The organism is Bacillus proteolyticus (genome assembly GCF_001884065.1).
GTDB lineage: Bacteria > Bacillota > Bacilli > Bacillales > Bacillaceae_G > Bacillus_A > Bacillus_A proteolyticus.
In genome coordinates, this window is the sequence record NZ_MACH01000111.1 from 29,355 (window position 1) to 45,793 (window position 16,439).

General features: G+C 34.5%; 12 protein-coding genes and 1 pseudogene. 10 read left to right on the top strand and 3 right to left on the bottom strand.

The genetic code is table 11. The annotated features are described in order from the left end of the window. Window positions 1-189: 189 nt before the first annotated feature. Window positions 190-2,214 carry a serine hydrolase domain-containing protein gene (locus BAQ49_RS19045; protein ID WP_071746648.1) on the bottom strand — a complete coding sequence of 675 codons (2,025 nt, stop codon included), beginning with the start codon at window positions 2,212-2,214 and terminating at the stop codon, window positions 190-192. A 276-nt stretch (window positions 2,215-2,490) separates the two neighbouring features. Between BAQ49_RS19045 and BAQ49_RS19050 the strand changes: the two genes are divergently transcribed. From BAQ49_RS19050 to BAQ49_RS19090, 9 genes and pseudogenes are all read left to right on the top strand, one after another. Further along, window positions 2,491-3,081: a sensor domain-containing protein gene (locus BAQ49_RS19050; protein WP_071746649.1), complete on the top strand. Its 591-nt coding sequence runs from the start codon at window positions 2,491-2,493 to the stop codon at window positions 3,079-3,081. Between the two features lie 4 nt (window positions 3,082-3,085). Continuing rightward, a complete protein-coding gene (locus tag BAQ49_RS19055) occupies window positions 3,086-4,876 on the top strand; it encodes a helix-turn-helix transcriptional regulator (protein WP_071746650.1) in 1,791 nt (596 codons plus the stop codon). A gap of 251 nt (window positions 4,877-5,127) precedes the next feature. Beyond that, window positions 5,128-5,214: pseudogene (locus tag BAQ49_RS19060) on the top strand (YjcZ family sporulation protein); the annotation flags it as partial. Window positions 5,215-5,472: 258 nt separating this feature from the next. Next, window positions 5,473-7,689, top strand: coding sequence for a binary toxin-like calcium binding domain-containing protein (locus BAQ49_RS19065; RefSeq protein WP_071746651.1), 2,217 nt, complete (start codon window positions 5,473-5,475; stop codon window positions 7,687-7,689). A 373-nt stretch (window positions 7,690-8,062) separates the two neighbouring features. Continuing rightward, entirely contained in the window at window positions 8,063-8,776 is a 714-nt protein-coding gene (locus BAQ49_RS19070; protein WP_071746652.1) for a response regulator transcription factor, read from the top strand. Beyond that, window positions 8,773-9,852, top strand: a complete 1,080-nt coding sequence (locus tag BAQ49_RS19075) for a sensor histidine kinase (protein WP_071746653.1) — start codon at window positions 8,773-8,775, stop codon at window positions 9,850-9,852. Before BAQ49_RS19070 ends, BAQ49_RS19075 begins: the two co-directional genes overlap by 4 nt. 76 nt (window positions 9,853-9,928) lie before the next feature. Next, the gene (locus BAQ49_RS19080) at window positions 9,929-10,426 is read left to right on the top strand and encodes a DM13 domain-containing protein (protein ID WP_071746654.1); all 498 of its coding nucleotides are present in this window, start codon (window positions 9,929-9,931) and stop codon (window positions 10,424-10,426) included. Between the two features lie 353 nt (window positions 10,427-10,779). Further along, window positions 10,780-10,983 (top strand): hypothetical protein, encoded by a 204-nt coding sequence (locus BAQ49_RS19085; protein WP_071746655.1) that lies wholly within the window; start codon window positions 10,780-10,782, stop codon window positions 10,981-10,983. Between the two features lie 38 nt (window positions 10,984-11,021). Next, window positions 11,022-12,128, top strand: coding sequence for a hypothetical protein (locus BAQ49_RS19090; RefSeq protein ID WP_071746656.1), 1,107 nt, complete (start codon window positions 11,022-11,024; stop codon window positions 12,126-12,128). A gap of 591 nt (window positions 12,129-12,719) precedes the next feature. On the opposite strand, the gene BAQ49_RS19095 is transcribed toward BAQ49_RS19090, so the two are convergent. Beyond that, entirely contained in the window at window positions 12,720-13,478 is a 759-nt protein-coding gene (locus BAQ49_RS19095; protein ID WP_071746657.1) for a DUF975 family protein, read from the bottom strand. An 898-nt stretch (window positions 13,479-14,376) separates the two neighbouring features. Further along, window positions 14,377-14,619 (bottom strand): YnaG family membrane protein, encoded by a 243-nt coding sequence (locus BAQ49_RS34150; RefSeq protein ID WP_071746658.1) that lies wholly within the window; start codon window positions 14,617-14,619, stop codon window positions 14,377-14,379. Window positions 14,620-15,094: 475 nt separating this feature from the next. Between BAQ49_RS34150 and BAQ49_RS19105 the strand changes: the two genes are divergently transcribed. Next, window positions 15,095-16,439, top strand: a 1,345-nt coding sequence (locus BAQ49_RS19105) for an IS4 family transposase (RefSeq protein ID WP_116733484.1), incomplete at its 3' end; no start/stop codon positions are given.

Here is a 16,439-nt window from a genome sequence, read left to right on the forward strand (position 1 = left end):
GAGTTTATGTTTAGACAAAAAATAGCCGGTTCCCTGTACCTTAAGAAACCGGCTTTTTATTTTACTGCTTTTTTATGAGTTATTGTCCCATAATGGTTTTATATTAACGAAATTTATTTTTAGCTTTACCTTGATGCAGATGGAACACCCATCCTAAACGTTTGCCATAATTTATGTTTGTATGAATGCCTACTTCAGAATAATAGGTAGGGCATAATAGCCAAAGGCAAAATCAAGCAAGGCACTTGCTTCTTGACGCAGTAACAGATCTTTCGGACGGAACATAAAGGATCCGTCAGCATTGATGGAAGTATCAGGGTCTAGAATTCCTTGGGAGGCAAGTGCCTGAATCGATTGGACTGCCCAGTCATCTGCGGCATCAAGTAATTTAACTTTAATAGCTCTATCAGGTTGAATCGGTTTCAAGTCTATAATTTGCTTAACGTTTTGAATCATGGTTGCTGCGACCTGTCGGGTAATCGGAGTAGCACGGTTATACTCTGGAATTCCATTCATAATTTTTTCCCTTGCCTCCTTGGATTCGTCTGGAAAACCGTTAAATCCATGAGCAAGTAACAACGTATCCGCAAACTCTCCTTGTGTCATAGTACCCATTGGATCGAATAAATTACCTTCTTTAGCATCCATGATGTTTAAAGCATAAAGATTATCGATATGACTGCTATAGTTACTCATTTGCGGGACATCCGCTAAGGACGGTTTGTTGTTAATTTTTTGTGCATCAGCCATAAAATCTAGGCTTTTAGGAGAGCTGTAGTGAAAATATGTGATTTCTCCAGCTGCATTTTTTTTGAAAGCAACCTTGTAGCCTTCCGAATCTTCAAATAACAACGGATGAATCATTTTGAGAACTTGTTTTCCGGATAATCCCCCTTCCATGACCAAATTTCCATCTTCATAGGTAAAGTGGGTGCGAATTGAAGCGAAACGTGTGTTTTGGTACAAACCCAAATATTTCTGGGATTCTTTCTCCTCTAACGAAAGATATTTAGTTTTTTCCGCTTTCTTAGCAGGGAAATAATGATCCATGAGAGCTTCATACACGTCTATGCTCATGGGTGAATCATTATTGTAAGACATGAAGAATGCTGTTTTTTGTTCAGGCATTAAAATCATCAGTGATTGATGTCCAGGCATACTTCCCCCTTTTATTACAACGTGTTGACCGTTAGCAAATTCATTGAAAGGCGTTTCAAATCCAATTGTCGCAACAGGAACCGTCTTATCATCAAAAACTTGATAGGCATGCATCATATCCATGCTTTTTTCACTTACAATTTCTTTGTCTTTAAACTTTCCTTTCTGTAGTTGCATAATCATGTATTTTGACATGTCTTCCGCAGTAGATAAAATGCCTCCTTCTGGTGCATCCGTTATGTTCCTACTTGTTGGAATCGGATCGCCAGTGGGACCATAATGTGTAGCCATTCTTTTGAGAAGATCAGGAGTTAAGCTCATACTTGTAGATTTCATATCTAATGGTTTGAAAATATTCTTTTCCATATACTTCGTGAAGGGGGTACTAGTAACATTCTCTATTGCAAACCCTGCGAGCGCAAATGCGACGTTGTCATACGTATAAACTTCACCTGGTGTCCGCACCACCGTTGGCATATGTTTAGAGAAGAATTCTTTCATCGGTATACTATTATTAACGTATTCAGGTCCAGTTATCGTTGTGAGATTGGGAGAATCTACCCCGCTGGTATAAGTGAGCATATCAAACAAGGTAAGGGGTTTTCCTGTCTTATTAGGTATTTGTAATCCACCAAGATATTTTTGTACGTCTTGATCTAGTTTAAGCTTTCCTTTATCGACTTGCTGCATCACAGCCAAAGCAGTAAAAGTTTTCGAGACTGAAGCGATTTGAAAGACCGTGTCCTTAGTAACGGGGATTTTTTTTTCTTTATCAGCATATCCATACCCTTTATTGACAACGACCTTTCCATCATGAACGACGACAAAACTAGAACCATTCACATTATACTTCTTCATTTTTTCCTCAAATAACGGATCAGCAAAAGATTCTATTTCTTTTTTATTATTGGGTCCTTTCGTCATTTGGATATCAGTCGTGGATGCTGCTGGTTTTGATTTTTCTACTTCTAATGATAGTTGGGAACATGCAGAAATCATGGTTGAAGAAGAAAGAAGAATTGTAACGATCCCCAGTTTGTTAATTGCTTGTTTCATTTTTGTACGCTCCTTTATTTAATTGGAATTTTTTGTTAGCACAACGAGTTAGTGGCTCGTTAGCGTATGAACAGAGTGTAGCAAGCGGCAAGTCATAGTAGATAGTGATTATCTGTCATATTTATGTATGGAGCGAAAAAGTAGAGGAGGTTACGGCTATAATGATAGTCATGTCATACAAACTATGACACTTTGACACTACCGTATGTGACAGTAAACTACGTAGAATCAAAGGGCGACTAACGTATTAGCGATGAATGAGGAGGAACGATTTTAATGATGAAAGCATCAGCTCAAAAAACTTTGCAAGATTTCTATTTCTTGTTATTTACCTTTGCATCCGGATTGTTTTACTTTTGCTTCTATCTGGTCAGCATTACATTTGCACTTGTAATGACAGTTTTCTTCGTAGGTATTCCTTTGTTGGCGAGGGTGTTGCAAACAACTCACACACTTGTCCAGTATGAACGTATTCAGACGAAAGTTTATACGAATATATCAATAGAGTCATTACCACTAAGGGGAAAAAGAGGAGGAGATAGATGGATTAAAGCGAAAGAAATAATTCTTAATAGTAGCAACTGGAGGGCTATTTTTTGGCTCATGCAAAAATTTTTTGTTGGAATAATGAGTCTTATATGTGCTGTTTTACTGTATGTAACGCCGCTAGTATGTATTGTTACACCCTTACTTTTTCGATACTTTAATATATACTTATTTGGAATTACTATGAATTCATGGACGAAAGTTTTTTTAGTCATGATTGTCGGATGCATTCTCATCTGGGTACGTATATGTATTGGAAACTGTTTAGTTCGAATTATTGGAATGTACACAAGTACTATGTTTAAAGCTATAAGGGAGTGATAATTTGTTTAAGACTTTGAAAATATGGTTCTGGTATGATTGGGCATTACTTTGTATACGTTTTATCATTTGGTTATCATTGATATTAACGACTATCCAACACCATGACCATTTAACAGTAACACTTTGGATCATCATTCTTTGGGAAGTCGTTTCATTTTCAGTACCTTGGATCTGTTTAATGTTCAGTTATCGCTATTATTTATTTACTGAAATAATATTATTTGGCGGAGTGTGTTTCTATTTAACTTTATTATTTCCGTCAGCGTATCTTGCTTTTTTAATGCCAACTTTTATGATTGCGGCAAATAGTGTTCATAAATCTTACCGCTGGTCAGGTCCTATCACAATTATTTTGTTCCCGTTGCTCATTGCGTTATTTTCCAAATTAACAGATTTATGGGGAATTATCCTACAAATTGGTTTAGCCTATGCTATGGGTTCTTTTTTTCGTTTACTGGTTATTAATTACCGTCAAAGTGAAACTATTCGGAACCAGAAACATGTATTGGAACAATACATATCCCAAGTCGAGCGAATAACATTACTTGAGGAACGTGATAGGCTCTCAAAAGACTTACACGATACGATGGGGCATTCCTATACCTCAATTATGATGGGGATGGAAACATTACGTACGGAATTAAAGTCTAAAGAAGGCGAGCAACAGCTCGATTCATTATTACAATTAGCCCGTAACAGCATGGAAGAAGTAAGACTGTATTTGCATCAAATGGATTTATCACAAGAATCGCTTCCCTTAGCTGTCACATTACAACAATTGACAGAGGAATTTAAGAAACATGCAAAAGTAAATGTACGTACTCGAATAATAGGGGAAGAGTGTATGGTCTCCAAGCAATCAAAAATGACACTATATCGAAGCTTGCAGGAATCACTAACAAATGCTGTTCGCCATGGGCATTCTACAGAAATTATTGTGTCACTTCACTTTGAACCACAACAAATAAGATTGGATGTACAGGATAATGGCTGTGGGGTAGAGGAGTGGAAGGATGGCTTTGGATTAACTGCAATGAAGGAGCGTGTGAGTCAGTCACAAGGAAGAGTTGTTGTTTACTCCCAAAAAGGGGAAGGGACGTTAATTTCATGTGTATTACCGAAACAAGTACAACCGTCTAATGAACAAATCCGCCTGTGTATTGTCGATGATCATTCTTTTATTCGAGAAAGTCTTCATACAATTTTGGATGTACAGGAGGATTTACAAGTAGTGGGAATGGCTGAAGATGGAGAACGGGCTGTGGAATTGTGTGAAAGACTAAAACCAGATGTTGTATTAATGGATTTAGAGATGCCCAATCTGGATGGAATTCATGCGACTAAAATGATTAAGGAAAAATGGCCGCACATTCGTGTACTCATTCTGTCTACCTTTCAGGATACAGAAAAGGCAAAGGAAATCATACGAAATGGTGCAGATGGATATTTGTTGAAATCCATAGATTCGCGTGAATTAACTGAATCAATTCGTTTAGTCTATCGGGGAGGCGCGATGATTAACCATGACTTGTTTAATAGAATGTGGGAAGAAAATGAAGAAACAGAATCATTTCAATCAAAATCAGATTGCAAAGAGTTTGGTTTAACGAAACGCGAACTAGAGGTTCTGAAACTATTATCACAAGGCAGCCGTTATAAAACAATAGCTTCGAAGCTATACTTGTCAAACGGAACAGTAAGAAACTACGCCTCTAATCTCTATGAGAAGCTAGGAGTCAAAAATCGAGATGAAGCCGTGCAAAAGGCAAAAGATACAGGATTACTTTTATAATTCACAAAACATAATGATCACAAATAAAAAAGTTCTTTAACTCATTATCAAGACATAAATTTAGAAAAACAAAAGAACATAAGCTGTTTGACATATTATACATGACTAATACGTCAAACAGCCTTTTTATTATGATTTGTTCTTTAACTAAAGCCCGTATGAGTGAAATAATCTAATCTACGCTTTTGAACTTCGATACCACGCTACTGCTTTTCGTTCAATCTCCAATACTAGCTGTTCCTTTCCTTTAATGTTCATGTGGCGGATTCGCATTACTGGTTGTGCCCTTTATCTTATTAATCATAGTTGGAGCTAGCTGCAGCGAATTTAGTTGCTAAAAAGGGCACTCATAAGAGTGTCTTTTTTATACTTCTTAATTTTTGTATATAGTGTAATCGATTGTTCATTTTACTGCTTTTTTGATGTTTTATATACAGATTATATAGCCTTACAAAGCTCTGTAAGTGTTTTGTAATATTTACGAGAGACTTTTTTAACAGTTATGAGAGAGAAATGAAAGATTTGTTATATATGATGAAATTAATCTTACTAGTAGGTGTTCTAACTCACTTAGAAACCAAGGAGGAGAAATAACAATGAAAAAATTGAAGCCAGCACTTAGTGTATTAGGTAGTGTATCGATGGCACTGACTTTAGCATCTCCTGCTTTAGCAGATGTGAAACAACCGAATCCAGGAAGTACAGTTGAAATATTCAAAGAGAATACAAATGCAAAAAAGGAAGATAAGAATTTCACGCTCGGATCTGATGGGGAAATAGGTTCGCTCATTACACAAAACATTGAAATGGCAAACAACGATTGGGACAAAGATGGTATTTCTAACGACTTAGAGATTAATGGATATAAAATTGAATTCAATTCACAAACTGGAAAAAATGAAGCGAAAGCATGGGATCCCCAGAAGGATAAAGGGAAACCAAAATTTATATCGAATCCTATGAATGCAAATACGGATGGTGATCCTTTTACTGATATGTATGAGGTTGAGAATTATAATAATGATTCTGATACTAATTTCAATCCGATAGTTGCCAATATGCCAAATTTACGAATTGGTGTCAAAAGAATTGAAGTAATTCCTATTGCAACCATTACGGATAATAATGGCGGATCTGTTAGCAGAGGATGGGAAAAAAGCGTATCTACACAACATTCATTTAATGTAGGTCTAAGTGGATCAGGTGGTGTAGAAGGCTCAGCAGCCGGTCCTGTTCCTTCCGGAAGTGTTTCAGCAAACGTGGGATACGGATATTCAAAAACAACTACTGAAACGGAGAGTTATACAAATAATTTTGATTGGTCTACCGCAACAACTGTGGATACAGCGAACGCAGCAAAATTACGGGTACATTTGGAATATAAGAATGTAGGCACAGCATCCGCTGAAAATGTTTCGCCTCATTTTAATATTCGTTTAGGAAACAAAATTATTAATACTGTAAAGGCAACACAAGATCGTTATAAGGCAAACTATTTAAGTACAGAAAAAGGTGGACGGAATAAAACAGAAGTAGTAATTGACAGTTTAGAGGGACAAGCAGATGCGAATATTGTCTTATCATTGGATGAATTGAAAGCTGTTGAACAAGGGGAACTTCTTTCGATTGAAGTTTTACCTACAAGTACAATGGATTTATCCATCGAAAAAGGTGAAGAAGTAATGCATTTAGGAGATTCAGGGAGATATGAATCTAGAGTAAATGCAGCTACAGAACAATTAGAAACAGATATAGGAAATATACCAAAGTTTAGGATATATACTCCTAAAGATAAATCCCTTGCTGATAAGCCAGCCTTATCCTATAACGAAGTTTTTCAACATATTAATATAGATACGAATAAAGTAAAGCATATTGTAAACAAGGCTAAAAGTAATAATCAAGTATCAGTGGTTTCAGATAATAATGGAACTGATGCATTGAACGCTTTAAAAGCGGGGCAGGGAGATCGCAGTTATTTACATAAAGACTCTGTATACGGTGCTTTTGCAAAATTACAGCAACCAACATTAGTAGAAAGTAGTTATGATCCTGTTACGCAAAAGATTCGGGCATCAATCTTACCTGGTTTATTTGGGGTGAGCAACGAGATCTCTACTACTTATAGGACAAAATGGAGTGGTCCCTCAAAAACAGTAACACTAGTTAAACGTGAGAATGGATATACATATGAGTCTAGAGAAAATATACACCCTATTAAATCTGAAATTGCAGCGCACAGAGAAGTTACATTTGAAATTAATGACGCACACAATCTAACGCCTACACAAAAGATTGATGCAGAGATTAAAGCTAATAAAGAATTCGAAGATTATGTAGTAGATAATTCAGGTGAATTTGTTACAGAAGGAGTTCCTTATACTGTAGCTTCATATGGAAATACAGCTTATTGGGGAAGTCATTACGCCGGGAATAAATGGGAGTATCTTTGGGCTGAGAAATCTAGCGATGAAAAAGTGAATGTAATTATTGAAAGAGTAGGTCAACCTAAACCTGGAAAACCAATTAAAAAGGATGAAGAGGTATTAATTAAATTCCAAAGTCCTATTTATTCAGATTATGCATATTTAAAACTTCAAGATAGTTATATCCATTTAGATCAAAAACAGAACGCAAGTACTTTTAAATTTAATCATGCATATCCAAAGAACTTCACTGGACACCATAAGCAATGGAACATACTATCTAATGGTAACAAGTTAAAGGTGGGATATTTAATCGATTATATGAAATATGGTAATGGAGAGAATGGAACTGATACTATAGCATGGAATCTATCAAGAGCTCAGTAATAGGTAACAGTTCTGTTGCTAAGTTTGAAAAAAGAACCGGTAATAAACTGAATCCGAAAAGTCAGATACAAAAATTTAGGCTACTAATAGGGAATGAGTTCGATATTGAATCGGACTCATTCCTTTTAATTTATATGATTTAGATACTACTATTTTAATTACTTATCTAGTCATATAAGTAATCAAATGTTAAGATTACTATCTGAATTACATAAATATTATTCTGGATTTTCGTTCGTTTAGAGGCCGAAATCTGGAATTCTGATTTATTGATGCGATCAGTTTTTACATCTTTACCTATAAAGATATATTTATAGGATAATAGAAAAAATAAATTTTTTTGTTATTGGTGAAAAAGAAGTGAGGATAGTAAATGAAAAAAAGAATTTTAATCGTAGAAGATGAAGCAAATATTCGAGAAGTCTGCAAACGGTATTTAGAAAGAGAAGAATATGAAGTATATACCGCTGTAAATGGCAAAGAAGGTTGGGATGTATTTCTTACGCAGCAACCAGATTTAATTATATTAGATTTGATGATGCCGAAAAAAGATGGATGGGAATTATGCGAGGAAATTCGTCAACAATCAAATGTCCCTATTATTATGTTAACTGCTAAGGGAGAGGAAAGGGATCGAATTTTAGGCTTAACAATGGGGGCAGATGATTATTTAACAAAGCCATTTTCTCCTCGTGAATTAGTATTAAGGATCCAAATTATACTTAGAAGAGGAAGCCAGGTACCGATACAAGCAAAAGAATCTCTATTGGAAGTAATAGAATTTCCAGATTTAAAAATATATCCAAAGACAAGATATGTACTTGTTTGTGATAAGGAAGTGGAGTTAACGGTGAAAGAGTTTGAGGTACTTTATCTCATGGCAAAGCATCCAAAACAAGTATTTTCTCGCTCGCAGCTTCTTGAACTAATTTGGGATTTTGGGCATGAAGGGGCATCAAACACAGTTACCGTGCTAGTGAGTCGTTTACGTGAAAAGCTCGAGAAGCATACAATAAAGAATCGCTGGATTCATACGGTTTGGGGTATAGGATATCGCTTTGAGCCAAATGGGGGAAATGAAGCATGAGATTACGTATTCAATTGTTACTCATGAATTTATTAAGTACCAGTATTATGGTAATTGCTATATGGTATAGTGAGACGAAAATGTTACTTGAACCGGAACAAACGCGGCTATTAACAGTAATTGCATTTGTGGCATTTATTATTTCAACGTTTATTTATTGGTTAATGACACGTCCTATCATGAGATCTATACAAAATTTAATAAAATTGACGAAACAATTTAGTGATAGACACTTTGAAACGATGTATATAATTGGGCAAGAACCACGGGAGTTTAAAGAATTAGCAACTGCCTTTCAACAGATGGCAAAAAAATTAGAAGAAGGGTTTACTAAATTAGAGGAACAGGAAAAATCCCGTAAGGAGCTAATTACCAATATCTCACACGACTTACGAACTCCTATGGCTAGCATGCAATTGATGATAGAAGCATTACAAGATAACCTGATTGAAGATCCTGAAATGAGAAAGCAATACTTAGCGACGATATTAAAAGAAATAGAAAGGTTAAGTGGATTAATTAACGACTTATTTGATCTTTCAAAGTTAGAGTTTGAGCAAGTAGATTTTCATCCAAGTTTCACACATTTAGATAAAGTCCTATTAGATGTATTAGAGTCACATTCTGTCTTATTAGGAGACAAACAAATCCATGTGCAATTGGATGTTCCAGATACATTACCTCGACTTTTGATTATGCCTTGTAAAATAGAAAGGGTCATAGGTAATTTATTACATAATGCAATTCGATATTCTCCTGTATCTGGAACAATTGAATTGACTGTAGAGGAAAATAAACAAACTCAGCAGGTCCAATTCACTTTGCGAGATGAAGGGATGGGAATTTCTCCAAATGATCAATTACGCGTATTTGAACGTTTTTTTAGAACAGATAGATCAAGAAGTTCGCAATCTGGAGGATCCGGTCTTGGATTAGCTATAGCAAAATCATTGATTGAAATGCATAAAGGGGAAATTGGTGTGAGGAATCGCGCAGATGGTAAGCAGGGAAGTGAATTTTGGTTTACTCTTCCCATCACATCAGAAAAAAATAAGACGGCTGAAAGACTTTTGTAACATTTACGTTAGAAAAATGAAAGACCTTCTTGTTAACATACTACTACACAGTATGTTACAGGAGGTTTTTTACTTTATGAAAAGAAAATATGTATGGTTTATAGGTTGTTTGATAATTATATTGGGGATTTTATGGTCATTGTTCAGGCCAGAGAAATTATTTATTGATAAGCACGTGAATGAAGCATTGCCACAAACAGAGGTACAATCAACTGAAGCAAAGCAACAAAGTGATCGAGTAATAAGTGAAGGACAGTTTCAAAACGGTGTCCATGAAACAACTGGAACGGCAAAAATTCATCAATTAGCAGATGGAAAACGTGTTTTAAGGCTTTCTAATTTTGCAACATCTAATGGGCCGGATGTGCGAGTCGTATTAGTTCCTACGAATCGTTTGAAAAATAATGAAGACGTGAAAAACTATCAGTATATTGAATTGGGAAAATTAAAGGGAAATAAAGGAGACCAAAACTACGAAATTCCTGAAGGGGTAGATGTAAGTGTATATGGTTCAGTTTCTATTTGGTGTAAGAGATTTAATGAAAATTTTGGTGCTGTTTATTTTAAAAAATAAATATGAACATAATAGTGAGTTTGTGTAACACAAGTATAATTCTATAGAGAAAGAAAGTAATTAATATAGATTAGAAGATTTTTCGTACCAATTCCATTATGTGGAATTGGTGTTTTTATTGCTCAATATTTCCAGTTTGTTACCTTACAACTGTGATTATGGAATTTCTTTTCTAAATGGACCTCCAGAACTGTTTATAAACAGTTCTGGAGGTCCGTTTCAAATTAACTTTCTTATCATAATATGAACTTATTCATCAATATACACTGGGGAGTTGAAGAATATGTTTTTTTAATTAAATCATATACGACGGCCGAATGATCACTATTCACAAGGTGCATTGAAAGATAGGAATGAAAAGCGAGATTTTTTGCTATCAAATTAGTATCAGTGAATTACCTATATGCGGTGCCATTCTGACATTGGCACTTATCCAAAAATGGGGAGAATTAGGGGCTTTACTATTTTGGCTTCCATGGGGAGTAGCATTTGGGCTAGCGACTATCGCTTACTATCAAAGAAGGCGAGGACAGTGTAAATATTGTAGAAGGCTTTAGCATTATTACTTTTTATTAAAAGGAGTTGTTCATTCGCGATGTCAAATACTGAGAAAAAAAGCGAAACCGGAATTCATACTTTTAGATGGTTATCATTTTGGCCCAAATGGATTGGATATACGGCGGTTGTTTGGTCGTTGATGTATTTGATATTAGGTCAGTATTGGACCTTGGAAGGAAAGGGTTTTCCATTTGGAATCGGAGATCCACAATCTGAATACTCAATGCTAGCTGGTCTGAGGCCTGAAACTGGTGCACCTATAATGGTTGGATTTGGATTAATGGGAGTCATTGTAGCTGTCATGATGATTTGTGGCTGGGGCAAGGGACTTTTACGAATAGTATTACTTATGTTTGTGTATATGTTAGTAGCAATTCTATTATTTGCAGTTATTGACTACCGTGTCTTGGCGTCAGCAGCATATGGATTTATTTTTTTGATTGGAGCACCATTTGATTTTCCACATGGAGTGAAATTTTTTGAACAGATGATGTACTGGACGATTGTAAATCAATATATTAGTATGTTAGGCGCATTTCTATGGAGTGCGACTGCTTTAGTCTATCAACGTCAAACGCGAGATGCTTGTCCTTATTGTGGCCGAAATAGTAATCCCTCTAAATGGGAATCACAATCCTCAGCAGCATCTTGGGGGAAATGGTGCACTTGCATTGCCATTATAATTCCTATCTGTTATTCCATAACAAGATGGTGTTGGGCGCTAGGCATTCCACTGGGAACTACCAAAGAATTACTTGATTCCTTTGAACGTGATTCACCCGGAATTTGGTTAATGGGCGCGTCTTTGGCTACCGTAGCGCTCGGAGGGGCGATTCTTACGCTGGGTCTTATTCAGCCTTGGGGAGAAATTTTTCCACGTTGGTTTCCATTTATTGCTGGCAGGCGTGTACCTCTTTCATTAGCGATTATTCCTGCTTCACTGGTTTCCATTATGATTACTTCAGCAGGTTTGATGTACATCCGGGGGTTTATTAATAAAGGGGGTCTAGATCTTAGGGGATGGGCATTGGAAGGTCCAGAGTTATTATGGCCAATTTGGGGAGTGGCTCTGTTTGGTGCTACGATTGCTTACTATTATCGGAGGCGTGGTACGTGTAAATATTGTAAACAGGTTATAAAGTGAAACTTTAATCAGTACGGGAGCGTACTGATTGCGAATAGCAGGATAGATAATGTGTTACAGGAAAACAAAACTCTTTTATAACTTATTTTTGAAGGAGCAGATACTTTTTTCTTTTTATCGACTCGTGAAGAAGTATGAAAATCAGAATTTATAATTTAAAATTCAGCTTAAAGCAATTGCAATAAGCACTTTGAATAGTAACCTTTAGTAAATAAAAAGAGAGAAGAACTCACCAATGTTCTTCTCTCTTTTTATATGTAATTAGGGTTTCCATAACTATAGATATGGATAGAGTAAATTAATGGATGAATAATTTACTCTTAAAATTATAACAGACCCAATAAAGATTTTTATATGTAATATTGCATAAGGAGGGTTAATCTTTAAACTACAATAATTTATGTCAATAAATAATTTATACTGAAATCTAAAAAGCAAGTTAATATTCTTATTAATATAAGAGAACATTAACTTGCCTTTAACTTTAAGAATAACCAAAATGCTTAAGTTGATGGATATGTGGTGCTACTCCATTAGAGAAGATATGTAAGCTATTATTAATTCTAAATTAATTCAAACTAACAGATGCTTCTAGTTAACTCTTAGTTCTTCCATATTATTTTCCCTTTTAGATAAATTTAAGTAGAAGTGCGATATTGTTGTAGTGTAATACGGATTAATCCAAAGGTATGGGATATTTAGTGTAAATATTCCTACCAAAGAACCTAAAATAAACCAGCCGATAAAACTCAACCATGTTATGAATAAATCTAATTTATGTCCTTGCATCATTTCTTTACTTTTTTTAATCGCTTCACTTGCTGTATATTCTGGATTTTCTATTAAAATATAGTACGCCATAGAATAAGAGAAAAATTTTATAATACCTGGAACAATTAATAATAAACTCCACAAAAGGATAAGTATAGTCTGCAAGATACCTAACTTCAAAGATCTAAATAAATTATTTTTCTTAAATCCTTCAAATAAATCACTAATTGTAGTAGATTCTTTTTTTGCTAAACGCAAAGTGAAATTATTATAGCCGTAACCCATAATGCTTTGTGTAGCAATATAAATAATAAATATAATAGTCCACATCATTACTGTAGCAAGTCCTAGAAAAAAGACGGCTGATGAGTCAACTATTGCTTCTCCTGTTACCGAGTACTCTACAAAACTATCGGGATCTATCATTCCAATAATTAAGCTAAACAGCATAAATATTGAACCTCCAATCATAAACATACCAATTGCAGGAATTCCATAATAAAGAAGCGTTACTCCTACTCCTAATCCCCAATGGCCCCTTATTGAAGATAAGGCAGCTTTTTTTAAGTCACTGATCATGTTAGTCCAACCCCTCAATTTTTTAATCACATTAAATGTGAGTTTTTTATGACAAATAGAATGATAACATTTTTTAGAAAAAATAACATTATCTACATCTGTGGAATTTAATTTAAAATATCCGTAAAAGGTAATGAAAAACTACTTAAAAAACGTTACCTTTATATAAAGAAATATTTTAAGTTGATTGATATGTGGCGGTACCTCTTAATGAAAATGATTAAGTCATGCTATTTTTTAAAAAATAGTTAAGAGAAAGGTTACTTACTGTTCAAACAATATTGAACTAAACAATAAGGCATATGTAGTATGTTTTTGTTGTTTAGTTAATAAAATTAAGATCATTTGTAAAAAGTATTAAATTTATAATTACGCATAAAAAAAGAATTCCTTAAGATTCTGGAATTCTTTTTCTTATTTAAAGTTTGCTCACACAAATGATCTGCACATCAATTCATCTTTGATATACAGATCATTTGTATGAAAAGTTATTCCTAATAATAGCGTAATAATGAACTTACATTACTGTTTTTAAAAGTTCTGTTACGAATGATAAAACCCCGCTTACAAATTTCAAAATTGCCATTGCGATTTCCATTTCCATATTAGTTCCTCCTCTACTTATGCGTTAAGATGTGGTGTAGCTTTATGTTTTCATTTTAGTAAACATTTACATTGATATTAATACATTTCTATATGCAATATTGCATCTTAAAACCAACTTTTATACTGTTATAATGAAAGAGAAAAATTCTACAGCATTTTTCGAAATACTAAACAACAATTGAAAACGAAATTTCTCGTAAATAAAAAAGGAAGAGAATTATAAAAATTCTCTTCCTTTTTTATTTTTTCATAGATTTAGTGATATAGGAGATATGTCCGGAATACATTTCAACTACATAATTCTTCCAATCACCCAAATAAAAGGAATCAAAAATCCTACCACATTTAATATTATCCCGATTTTCGCTCCGATATTTTTATCTACTTGATAGGAAAAAATAGCTAGGATAAATCCAATTGGACAAAGAGATACAGGTAAAAGTATAGAGAATCCAAAAAATTCAGTTAAAATAATTTTGTATGCAACATTCACAATGGATAAAACAGGTACTATAATCGATATAATTGTGCCTATTCTATTTTTTTAATCATAATAGCCTCTTTTATGTTTAAATAAAATATATTGCCCCATATGATTATAAAGGAAAAAACACTGTCATTAAGCAGTGTTTTTTCTTTCTTGATAAGAAGCTTATAAATAATAAATTATTGCTGGTAAGATAAATACAAATAATACATAGTTATATATTTTCACAGTGTCATTCATTATTTTCACTACATTACTTAATAATCCAATTGTACAAAGACTGAATATCACCATTGTGGATACTTTAAAATTAATTGAGTATCATTAATATGTAAATGTTATATTTTAAATAATTTATATAAAATTAAAATAATTTCATGTGAATTATTTGCGTATCAAAGGGTGCACCTTTTGAAGTAGGGGTACCGCCACACATCCATCAACTTAAGGATTTAGACTATTTTTGAAGTTAAAAGCACGTTACTATTCTCTTATGTTAATGAGAAAGGGTGACGTGCTTTTTATGAATATGAACCAAAAACAAGAATTATCTTTATTTGCCGAAGAGTTATATCGATATATGTCTCCCGCTACACTTAATCAATTAGCTATAAAAGCAGGCGGGATGAAACGAAAACGTAAGTGCCACGGGCACCATTTCTTATCTTTGTGTGTATGGTTAAATCAACAAGTCGCTACTACCTCTCTTACTCAACTTTGTAGTCAATTAGAAACTTCAACAGGAGTTTTATTAAGTCCGGAGGGACTTAATCGACGATTTAACTCGGCTTCTGTAGCCTTCTTTCGAACTGTATTTACTACACTTCTACAAGCTAAAATTGGAGGAGTATCTAAGATTTCTCATTCTCTTTCTGCTTATTTTGAGCGGATTCGCATCCTTGATTCTACAACCTTCCAAGTTCCAGATCGATTCGCAGCTACTTATCCTGGTGCCGGAGGATGTAGTCATACAGCTGGTGTGAAAATCCAACTAGAGTATGACTTGTTGAGTGGAGAATTTTCTGATGTGGCAATTGAACCCGGAAAACGAAGTGATCAGGCATATAGTGCGACTCGAACAGGCATGGCACAAAAGAATGAACTGTATATTCGTGACTTAGGATATTTTCGTTTACAAGACTTTAAGTCTATTCAAGATAAGCAAGGATATTATTTATCACGTCTTAAGTTACCAACTAAAATATATAGAAAAGAATTCGAAACAGTGGTATTTAAAACAAAACCCGCTCAATTAAGACCGGTATATATACAAATTCATTTGGAAGACATCATGAAACAATTACAACCTGGCCAAGTGTATGAATTACATGATGTATATGTAGGGAGTAAAGACAAACTGCCTATTCGCATTGTGGTTTATAGATGTACCGAGGAGCAAAAACAGAAACGCCTACGCGATCGAGCGATTCGCGAAAAGAAAAAAGGGATTACATATACAGAGCGTACGAAACTTTTACAAGGAATTACGGTATATATGACAAATATTCCTACGGAATGGGTACCAAAAGAGAAAATCTATGATTTATATTCACTACGTTGGCAAATTGAGCTGTTATTTAAAATATGGAAATCTTGGTTTCAAATTCATCGTTGCAAATCTATTAAACAAGAGCGGTTAGAATGTCATCTTTATGGTCAACTCATTAGTATCTTATTATGTTCTTCTACTATGTTTAAAATGAGAGAACTCCTGTTACGTAAGAAACAGAAAGAGCTAAGTGAATATAAAGCGATGTACATAATTAAGGACTATTTTTTACTGTTTCATCAAGCACTACACAAAAACACCCAAGAGCTATCAAAGGTTCTCCTTCGTCTGTTTAACCTCCTACAGCACAACGGACGAA

Coding starts and splice junctions, on each gene's coding strand:
- BAQ49_RS19085 (WP_071746655.1), top strand. CDS start 10,780: ATGAAAAGCGAGATTTTTTGCTATCAAATTAGTATCAGTGAATTACCT.
- BAQ49_RS19075 (WP_071746653.1), top strand. CDS start 8,773: ATGAGATTACGTATTCAATTGTTACTCATGAATTTATTAAGTACCAGT.
- BAQ49_RS19070 (WP_071746652.1), top strand. CDS start 8,063: ATGAAAAAAAGAATTTTAATCGTAGAAGATGAAGCAAATATTCGAGAA.
- BAQ49_RS19095 (WP_071746657.1), bottom strand. CDS start 13,478: ATGATCAGTGACTTAAAAAAAGCTGCCTTATCTTCAATAAGGGGCCAT.
- BAQ49_RS19090 (WP_071746656.1), top strand. CDS start 11,022: ATGTCAAATACTGAGAAAAAAAGCGAAACCGGAATTCATACTTTTAGA.
- BAQ49_RS19045 (WP_071746648.1), bottom strand. CDS start 2,214: ATGAAACAAGCAATTAACAAACTGGGGATCGTTACAATTCTTCTTTCT.
- BAQ49_RS19080 (WP_071746654.1), top strand. CDS start 9,929: ATGAAAAGAAAATATGTATGGTTTATAGGTTGTTTGATAATTATATTG.
- BAQ49_RS19050 (WP_071746649.1), top strand. CDS start 2,491: ATGATGAAAGCATCAGCTCAAAAAACTTTGCAAGATTTCTATTTCTTG.
- BAQ49_RS19065 (WP_071746651.1), top strand. CDS start 5,473: ATGAAAAAATTGAAGCCAGCACTTAGTGTATTAGGTAGTGTATCGATG.